Source organism: Actinosynnema sp. (assembly GCF_052038725.1).
Map to the genome: position 1 here is coordinate 1 of NZ_JBQGCX010000472.1, position 8,720 is coordinate 8,720.

Below are 8,720 nucleotides of genomic sequence, written 5' to 3' on the forward strand. Positions count from 1 at the left end.
GACCGTGCAGACCGCCGTGCTCATCGAGACCCTCGTCGCGCTCGGCGCGGAGGTCCGCTGGGCCTCCTGCAACATCTTCTCCACCCAGGACCACGCCGCCGCCGCCGTCGTGGTCGGCCCGCACGGCACCGTCGAGGAGCCAGGGGGCGTGCCGGTGTTCGCCTGGAAGGGCGAGTCGCTCTCGGAGTACTGGTGGACGGCGGAGTCGATGCTGACCTGGCCGGACGGGCAGGGCCCGAACATGATCCTGGACGACGGCGGCGACGCCACGCTGCTGGTGCACAAGGGCGCGCAGTACGAGAAGGCCGGCGTCGTGCCCGCGGCCTCCGAGGACGACTCGGAGGAGTGGACCCTGGTCCTGGAGACGCTGCGCAACTCGCTGGCGTCCGACTCCGGCAAGTGGACGAAGATCGCCGAGGGCATCCGCGGGGTGACCGAGGAGACCACGACCGGTGTCATGCGCCTGTACCAGCTGGCCGCCGCGGGTGAGCTGCTGTTCCCGGCGATCAACGTCAACGACGCCGTGACGAAGTCGAAGTTCGACAACCGCTACGGCATCCGGCACTCGCTCATCGACGGGATCAACCGGGGCACCGATGTGCTCATGGGTGGCAAGGTCGCGGTGATCTGCGGGTACGGGGACGTGGGCAAGGGCGCGGCGGAGTCGCTGCGCGGGCAGGGCGCGCGGATCGTGGTGACGGAGATCGACCCGATCTGCGCGTTGCAGGCGGTGATGGACGGCTACGACGTGCAGACCCTGGAGTCGGCGCTGCCCAAGGCCGACATCGTGATCACGACCACGGGCAACAAGGACGTGGTGCGCGTCGAGCACATGGCGGCGATGAAGCACCAGGCGATCGTGGGCAACATCGGGCACTTCGACAACGAGATCGACATGGCCGGGCTGGCCCGGTTCCCCGGTGTGCGCAGGATCAACATCAAGCCGCAGGTCGACGAGTGGGTGTTCCCGGACGGGCACTCGATCCTGGTGCTCTCGGAAGGGCGGTTGCTGAACCTGGGCAACGCGACCGGTCACCCGAGCTTCGTGATGTCCAACACCTTCTCCAACCAGGTGATCGCGCAGATCGAGCTGTTCGGCAAGCACACCGAGTACGACCGCGAGGTCTACCGGCTGCCCAAGAAGCTCGACGAGAAGGTCGCCCGCATCCACCTCGAAGCACTCGGCGGGGAGCTGACCAAGCTCTCCAAGGACCAGGCCGAGTACATCGACGTGGACGTCGAGGGGCCGTACAAGCCCGAGCACTACCGCTACTGACCGGCACCCGGTGCGGCGGTCGGGCTCACCCCCGGCCGTCCGCCGGTCCCCGCGGACCCGCTCAGGTCCACTCGACGGCGACGCCCGCCAGCCCCGGCCCGACGTCGCAGAAGTACGCGCTGACCACCCCGCCGAGCCCGCACACCAGCTCGTCCACCTCGACCGGCGTGGCGTCGGCGTCCTGCCGGAACTGCTTGGTGCACCGCGCGGGCAGCGCCCTGCGGTGGAACGCCAGCTGGAGCAGGTAGCCCCGGCACGGCTCGCGGAACGTCCGGTGGTGCCCCGGCGTCGGGCCGCCGCTGTCGTCCACGACGGTGAAGCTGAAGACGTGCTCCTCGCCCTCGGCGAGCCTGCGGTCGAACAGCAGCTCGAACGCCAGCCCGCGCGACGCGCTCTGCCTGCGCACCCGGCCCTGGCGGCAGCCCTCGGCGGGGCGCACCAGCGCGTTGTCGATCAGGCAGCCCTCGTCGCCCTGGTGCACCGCGAGGTACCGGTCGGGTCCGGCCCGCAGCGCCCGCACCACCAGCCGCGTGGTGATGCTCCGCTGCTCGCGGGACGAGCCGACCACGATCGTGTCGTGCACGGACAGCACTTCCAGGTCGGCGTTCGCGCGGGCGCTCTCCGGCACCGCCTCGAACTCGGCCAGCAGCGGCGCGGTCTGCACCCACGCGGTGGCCAGCCCCGAGAACGAGGGGGCCGAGCGGGGGAGCCGGGGCTGCGGGCGGTTGCCGATCAGCTTCACCAGCGACTCGGTGGGCAGCCGCAGCACGCTCTCCAGGGCGCGCACGGTCGGGATGGCCCTGGGCACCTCCGGGTGGCGCAGCCCGCGCTGCCAGTAGCTCAGCGTGGACTGGCCCACCTGAACACCCAGCTGTTCCAGGTGCGCGCGCAACCGTGCGAGTGACAGGCCCCGGTGCGCGATCGCGTCGTGCAACGCCCGGTGGAACGGCCCGTAGCGCAGCGTTTCCACCAGTGCGTCCGGCAGTCCCCCGGTGGAGTGGGCGTCGGGCTCCGCGAGGGGCCTGGCGTGTCCCGATTCCGCGCTCAACGCGGCACCACCCCTTCACACGGTGAGTTGGGTTCACCGTAGTCACTCATTACGGTGACCGAAAGGATCTCTGTTCACCCATATGGTGGATGTGTGCCGCCGAAAGGGCGGTGGAGCGGTTCCTGCGAGGGTCGCGGGGCGGGAAAACGCCCGGTGGCGCCGGTCGCGGGGAGCGCGCGCCCCGCAGGCCCCCACCCGCCGCGTGCCGCCGAACGGCCGAGGGGGGCCGCGCCGTAGGGTGGTCGCGTGGGGAGACTCGTGGTGGTCGAAGGTCTCGACGGCGCCGGGAAGCGGACCCTGACCGGGGCGCTCACCGCCGAGCTGGTCTCGCGCGGCGCGCGCGTGACCACGGGGGCGTTCCCCCGTTACGGCCGGGACGTGCACGCTGACCTGGTGCGCGCGGCCCTGTACGGGGAGCTGGGCCCGCTGGTGGACGAGGTGCGCGGCATGGCGCTGCTGTACGCGCTGGACCGGCGTGGCGCCCGCGAGGAGTTGCGCGCCGACCTGGCCTCCCACGACGTGGTGCTGCTGGACCGCTACATCGCCTCCGGCGCGGCCTACGGCGCGGCGCGGTTGCGCCAGGGGCCGGACGGGGAGTTCGTGGCGTGGGTCCGCGCGCTGGAGGTCGACCGCTTCGAGCTGCCGCTGCCCGAACTGCAGCTGCTGCTGCGCGTCCCGGCCGCCGTCGCCGAGCAGCGCGCCGCCCACCGCGAGGCCACCGAGGCCGACCGGGGCCGCGACGCCTACGAGTCCGACGGCGGCCTCCAGCGCCGCTGCGGCGAGGTCTACGACGGGCTCGCCGCCGCCTCCTGGCTCTCGCCGTGGCGCGCCGTCGACGGCTCGGTGCCCGCCGCCGAGCTGGGCGTCGCCGAGATCGCCGACCTGCTCGCCTGACCGTTCGACCCTCCTCCGGGCGGGGGAGTAACGAAACGTGACCGCTGGGCCGATCAGCTCCCTGACGGGCGAGGCAACGGCTGAGGTGGGCGGGTGGATCGGCGGCGAGCGCTGGTTACGGACCGGGACCGGGTGACGACCAGCGGCGATGAGCGCTGGGCGGTGCGGGAGAAGCGCGCGGGTAGTGGGACGATGTTCACCATGAAGGCACGCGTGCTCGTGGTGGACGACGACCCCGCCCTGGCGGAGATGCTGACCATCGTGCTGCGGGGCGAGGGGTTCGACACGGCCGTGGTCGCCGACGGCGCCCGTGCGCTCCCCGCGCTGCGCGAGCTCAAACCCGACCTCGTCCTGCTGGACCTGATGCTGCCGGGCATGAACGGCATCGACGTCTGCAAGGCGATCCGCTCGGAGTCCGGCGTCCCGATCGTCATGCTGACGGCCAAGAGCGACACCGTCGACGTGGTGCTGGGCCTGGAGTCCGGCGCCGACGACTACGTCGTCAAGCCGTTCAAGCCCAAGGAGCTGGTGGCGCGCATCCGCGCCCGGATGCGCCGCACCGAGGCCGAACCGGCCGCGGTGCTCCAGATCGGCGACCAGACCATCGCCGTGCCCGGCCCCGCGGTGCTGCGCGAGGGTCGCCCGATCCAGCTCACCCCGCCGGAGTTCGACCTGCTGGTCGCGCTGGCCCGCAAGCCGCGCCAGGTGTTCACCCGCGAGGTGCTCCTGGAGCAGGTGTGGGGCTACCGGCACGCCGCCGACACCCGCCTGGTCAACGTCCACGTGCAGCGGCTGCGCTCCAAGGTGGAGCGCGACCCCGAGCACCCCGAGGTCGTCCTGACCGTGCGCGGCGTCGGGTACAAGGCGGGCCCTCCGTGATCGACGGCGTGGCGGGGCGCGGGTCCCGGCCGTGATGCGGACGCGACTACTCGACCCGGTGGCGCGCGAGGCGCGCCGGGCGGTCGAGCGCGCGCGTCGGCAGGTCGTGCGCTTCGGCGAGGTGTGGCGCCGGTCGATGCAGCTGCGGGTGGTGGTCAGCACCCTCGCGCTGTCGTCGGCCGTGGTGTTCGTGCTCGGCATGGTCCTGCAGGAGCAGATCGTCAAGCAGCTCCTGGACGCCAAGACCGAGGCCGCCACCCGCCAGGCGGACGCCAGCGCCGCCGCGGTCCAGCCCGACCTGCTCGGGCTGAACCCCGGCCCGGACAGCGTCAAGGCCCGGTTCACCACCGCGCTCAACAAGATCAACGCCACCGGCACGACGCAGGAGGCCGCCGCGTCCGGGGCGGGCGCGTTCGAGCCGGTGCTGGCCGACTCCGCGTTCGCGGGCTCGGACGGGCAGCTCAACGCGGTCGGACCGTGGCGCGACGTGCCCGTGAGCCTGCGCGAGCTGGTCGAGCGCGGCAGCAGCGGCACCCAGATCAGCACCGTGGAGCGCGACAGCGGGCGCACCACGTTCCTGGTCGTCGGGATGCCGGTGACCTCGTCGGCCCGGTCCATGCAGCTCTACCTGCTGTTCCCGCTGACCAGCGAGCAGACCACCGCCGAGTTCGCCCAGAACACCCTGATCGTCGGCGGCGTCGTGCTGCTCCTACTGCTCGCGGCGATCGCCAACCTGGTCACCCGGCAGGTGGTGCGGCCCGTCCGGCACGCGGCCGAGGTGGCCGAGCGGTTCGCGGAGGGCAGCCTGGACGAGCGGATGCCCGTCGTCGGCGAGGACGACGTGGCCAGGCTCGCCCAGTCCTACAACGAGATGGCCGCGAGCATCCAGCGGCAGTTCCACCAGCTGGAGGAGTTCGGCCAGCTCCAGCGCCGGTTCACCTCGGACGTGTCGCACGAGCTGCGCACCCCGCTGACCACGGTGCGGATGGCCGCCGACGTGCTGCACGCCTCCCGCGAGCAGTTCCCGTCCGGGCTGGCCCGCTCCACCGAGCTGCTGGTCGACGAGCTGGACCGGTTCGAGTCGCTGCTCGGGGACCTGCTGGAGATCAGCAGGCTCGACGCGGGCGTCGAGGAGCTCTCGCCGGAGCTGGTGGACGTGCGGGTGCTCGCGCGCCGGGCGCACGACTCGGTGCGCGCCATCGCCAACAGCAGCGGCACGCCCGTCGTGCTGGACCTGCCCGAGCACGAGGTCACCGCCGAGATCGAGGCCAGGCGGGTCGAGCGCATCCTGCGCAACCTGCTGGCCAACGCGATCGACCACGGCGAGGGGCTGCCCGTCGAGCTGACCCTGCGCGGGTCGGGTGACGCGATCGCGGTGACGGTGCGGGACCACGGCGTCGGGCTGCGCTCCGGCGAGGCCGACCTGGTGTTCAACCGGTTCTGGCGCGCCGACCCGTCCCGCAACCGCCGCACCGGCGGCACCGGCCTCGGGCTGTCGATCAGCCTGGAGGACGCGCGGCTGCACGGCGGCTGGTTGCAGGCGTGGGGCGAGCGCGGGCACGGCGCGGTGTTCCGGCTGACCCTGCCGCGCGTGCACGGCGACGGGTTCGCCGAGAGCCCGCTGCCGCTCGTGCCGCCGGAGCTGGCGGACGTCGAGCCCGCGCCGGTCGAGGAGGAGGAGGAGGTCGTCCTGCCGGTGGAGTTCACGGCGGGCGAGATCACCTGGCAGCCCGCGCAGCCGGTGGACGCGGACCGCGTGGTCCCGGACGAGCTGGGCGGGGCCGTGGTGGACGAGAGCTTCGAGCGCGACGAGCGCGCGGCGCGCGGGGACTACGGCGGACTCGTCGGCGCGGACCTGGTGGACGCGGACCTCGCGGACGAGGAGCCCTCGGACGCGGAGCGCACCCAGCCGGTGCAGCCGCTCGGGCGGACCAGGCCGGAGCGGGCCGGGCTGCTGCGGCGCGCGACCCGGCTGGCCAAGCGCGGCGCGGACCGGGCCGCCGACCGGGTGGGCCGGGCGGAGCGCGCCGAGCGGCCGGAGAAGGCGGACAAGGCCGAGCGGATCGAGCGCTCGGGGCGGGCCGGTCGGGCGGGCCGGGTCGGGCGGGTGGTCCGGGGTGGTCGGACGGCGCGCGCGAAGGCCGGTGAGGGCGTGGACGAGAGCGCCGCGACCGCCGAGACCGGTTTGGGCGCCGTGGGCGCCGAGGACTTCGGGCTCGTGGACCGCGCCGACCTGGGCGGGCCCTCCCCGGACGCCGGACGCGCGGACGCCGGACGCGCGGGCGCCGAGCGCTCCGCCGCCGTGCCCGCCGAGGAGCCCGACCGCGTGACCGAACCCGACGCCCCCCGGACCGACGGCGCCGCCACCCGGCGCGAGGAGGACAGGTGAAGAAGCTCGGCGCGCTGCTCGTGGTGCTGCTGGTGCTGTCGGGGTGCGCGGCCATCCCGACCCAGACGTCGGTGTCGCCGATCAACCGGCGCGCGGGCAGCGCCGCCACCGCGGAGGCCGCCCCGCCGGTCAAGGACCTCGACCCGCTGAGCCTGGTCCGCGGGTTCGTCGACGCCACCAGCAACCCGGCGGGCGACTACGCCCAGGCCAAGGCGTACCTGACCCCCGAGGCCGCCAAGGCGTGGAACACCAAGAACACCCCGTTGATCATCGAGACCGCGTTCAACACGGTGCCCGGCGAGGAGCTCGAGGACCCCAACCGGCGCGAGGTGCAGCTCCAGGGCAACTACGTGGGCAGGCTCGTCGAGGACGGTTCGTTCGCGCAGACCATCGGCCCGTTCCTGCAGGAGCTGGAGCTGGCCAAGGACGGGGCCGGGCAGTGGCGCATCGCCAGCGTGCCCACGGGCGTCTTCATGCCGCTCAACGGCTTCCAGACCAACTACCGCCGGGTCACCCTGTACTTCTACGCGCCGGACTTCTCCGTGCTCGTGCCCGACCCGCGCTACGTCGTGATCCCGCCGTCCGCGAGCATCCCGCGCCGGGTGACCGAGCTGCTGCTCAGCGGCCCGGCCAACGCGATGCGCGGCGCGCTCGTCACCGCCATCCCGAACACCGCCCAGGCGCGCCGGGACACCCAGGAGGGCGACGACGGGGCGCTGGAGGTGGACCTCAAGGACGTCGGCGACCTCACCCCGCAGCTGGCCAAGCAGATCGTGGCGCAGGTGGTGCTGTCGCTCGGCGGGGTGATCACCACCCGGATCAAGGTGATGGTGGAGGGGCAGCCGATCTCCACCGAGCAGACCGAGTGGCGGGTCACCGACGTGAACACCGGTGAGGCATCGGCCACGCCGGACGCCGAGCTGCGCGGGCTCGCGGTCAGCGACGGGCGGGTGCTCGGGCTCGCGGACGGGCAGCCGATCGCCGGTCCGGCGGGCCAGGGCAGCTACACCGTGCTGAGCGCGGCGCAGTCGCTGGGCGGCAGCGAGCTTGCCGTGGTGGCCACCGCGAGCGGCGGCGGGGTGCGGCTGCTGGTCGGCGGGCTGAACGACGCGCTGAGCCCGGTCGAGCTGACCGCGCGCGAGATGACGCGGCCGACGTGGGTGCGCAGCGGGCGCAAGGGCGACCGGGCCAACGAGGTGTGGACCAGCTACGACGGGAAGAACGTGGTGCGCGTGCTGCGCACCGACGCCGGGTGGGCGGCGACGGCGGTGAACGCGGACTCGCTGTCGGTGTTCGGGAAGATCACCGGGCTGCGGCTGTCCCGCGACGGGACGCGGGTCGCGGTGGTGATCGACGGCAAGCTCATGCTGGCCGCCGTGGTGCGGGCGCCGGACGGGTCGGTGACCCTCAAGAACGCCACGACGCTCCAGGCGAGCGCGCTGGGGGCCAACGTGCTGTCGCTGGACTGGCTGGCGCCGGACGTGCTGGTGGTGAGCACCGCGCTGCCCGCGTGGCCGATCGCGAAGGTCAACATCGACGGGATGCGGATCGACCGGTACAACACCTCGAACCTGACCGTGCCGGTGAGCTCGGTGAGCGCGGCCCCAGGGCGCAACGTCCTCGCGGTGGACCGGAGCGGGCTGTGGAGCACCGCCGACGTCGGGGACGTGTGGCGGCAGCCGGGTCCGCTGCTGCCGTCGACGGCCAAGGTGTTCTACCCCGGCTGACCGCTTTTCCTCCGGCGCGGGGCGGCGCATTGCCGTGTCCGTCCTGTGATCTGGGGTCCTAAAGCGACTTCCTCCGGCGGGGGTGAACCCTCCGGTCATCCCATGGTGAAAGACTTTCACCTCACTTCGGTGTTTCACCTGATCGTGTCCTCGGGTACCCCGGTTTTCCGGTGTGGAATTGTCGGACCCCCGGAGCAGGCTCGACGCGTGCTGATCGAACTGCTGTTCCCACCCCGTTGTCCCGGCTGCGGCTCGGGCGGCGCGGTCGCCTGTCCGGGGTGCCTCGTGGGCTTCGGACCGCCACGCCGCGTGTCCGTCCGGGGTCTGCCGGTGTTCACACTCGCCGACCACGCAGGCGCCGCGCGGGCGGTGCTGCTCGCGTTCAAGGAGCGCGGGCGGCGGGACCTGGCCGCCGTGCTCGGCGCGCTGCTGGCCGCCGCGCTGCCGCTGCTGCCCCTGCCGTCCGGTCCGGTGTGGTTCGTGCCCGCCCCGTCCACCCGCCGCGCC

At 73.3% G+C, this 8,720-nt stretch carries 5 protein-coding genes and 1 pseudogene; 5 read left to right on the forward strand and 1 reads right to left on the reverse strand.

Annotated elements, in window-relative coordinates; all coding sequences use genetic code 11:
- Nucleotides 1-1,276, forward strand: a 1,276-nt coding sequence (ahcY, locus tag ACTUAL_RS09535; RefSeq protein ID WP_440900004.1) for an adenosylhomocysteinase, incomplete at its 5' end; no start/stop codon positions are given.
- 61 nt (nucleotides 1,277-1,337) lie between these two features.
- Here ahcY and ACTUAL_RS09540 read toward each other — a convergent pair.
- Nucleotides 1,338-2,324, reverse strand: a complete 987-nt coding sequence (locus tag ACTUAL_RS09540) for a hypothetical protein (RefSeq protein ID WP_218181109.1) — start codon at nucleotides 2,322-2,324, stop codon at nucleotides 1,338-1,340.
- A gap of 246 nt (nucleotides 2,325-2,570) precedes the next feature.
- Between ACTUAL_RS09540 and ACTUAL_RS09545 the strand changes: the two genes are divergently transcribed.
- The 4 genes and pseudogenes from ACTUAL_RS09545 (at nucleotide 2,571) to ACTUAL_RS09560 (ending at nucleotide 8,213) form a co-directional block, all read left to right on the forward strand.
- Nucleotides 2,571-3,218 carry a dTMP kinase gene (locus ACTUAL_RS09545; protein ID WP_440900005.1) on the forward strand — a complete coding sequence of 216 codons (648 nt, stop codon included), beginning with the start codon at nucleotides 2,571-2,573 and terminating at the stop codon, nucleotides 3,216-3,218.
- Between the two features lie 201 nt (nucleotides 3,219-3,419).
- Nucleotides 3,420-4,097, forward strand: coding sequence for an MtrAB system response regulator MtrA (mtrA, locus tag ACTUAL_RS09550; protein ID WP_440900006.1), 678 nt, complete (start codon nucleotides 3,420-3,422; stop codon nucleotides 4,095-4,097).
- Nucleotides 4,098-4,131: 34 nt separating this feature from the next.
- Nucleotides 4,132-5,784 (forward strand): annotated as a pseudogene (gene mtrB, locus ACTUAL_RS09555) (MtrAB system histidine kinase MtrB); the annotation flags it as partial.
- Between the two features lie 698 nt (nucleotides 5,785-6,482).
- Entirely contained in the window at nucleotides 6,483-8,213 is a 1,731-nt protein-coding gene (locus ACTUAL_RS09560; RefSeq protein WP_096496914.1) for an LpqB family beta-propeller domain-containing protein, read from the forward strand.
- The last annotated feature ends 507 nt before the right edge of the window (nucleotides 8,214-8,720 follow it).

Bases quoted from the DNA above. Each gene is read 5' to 3' on its own strand.
- mtrA (WP_440900006.1), top strand. From the start codon at position 3,420: ATGAAGGCACGCGTGCTCGTGGTGGACGACGACCCCGCCCTGGCGGAG.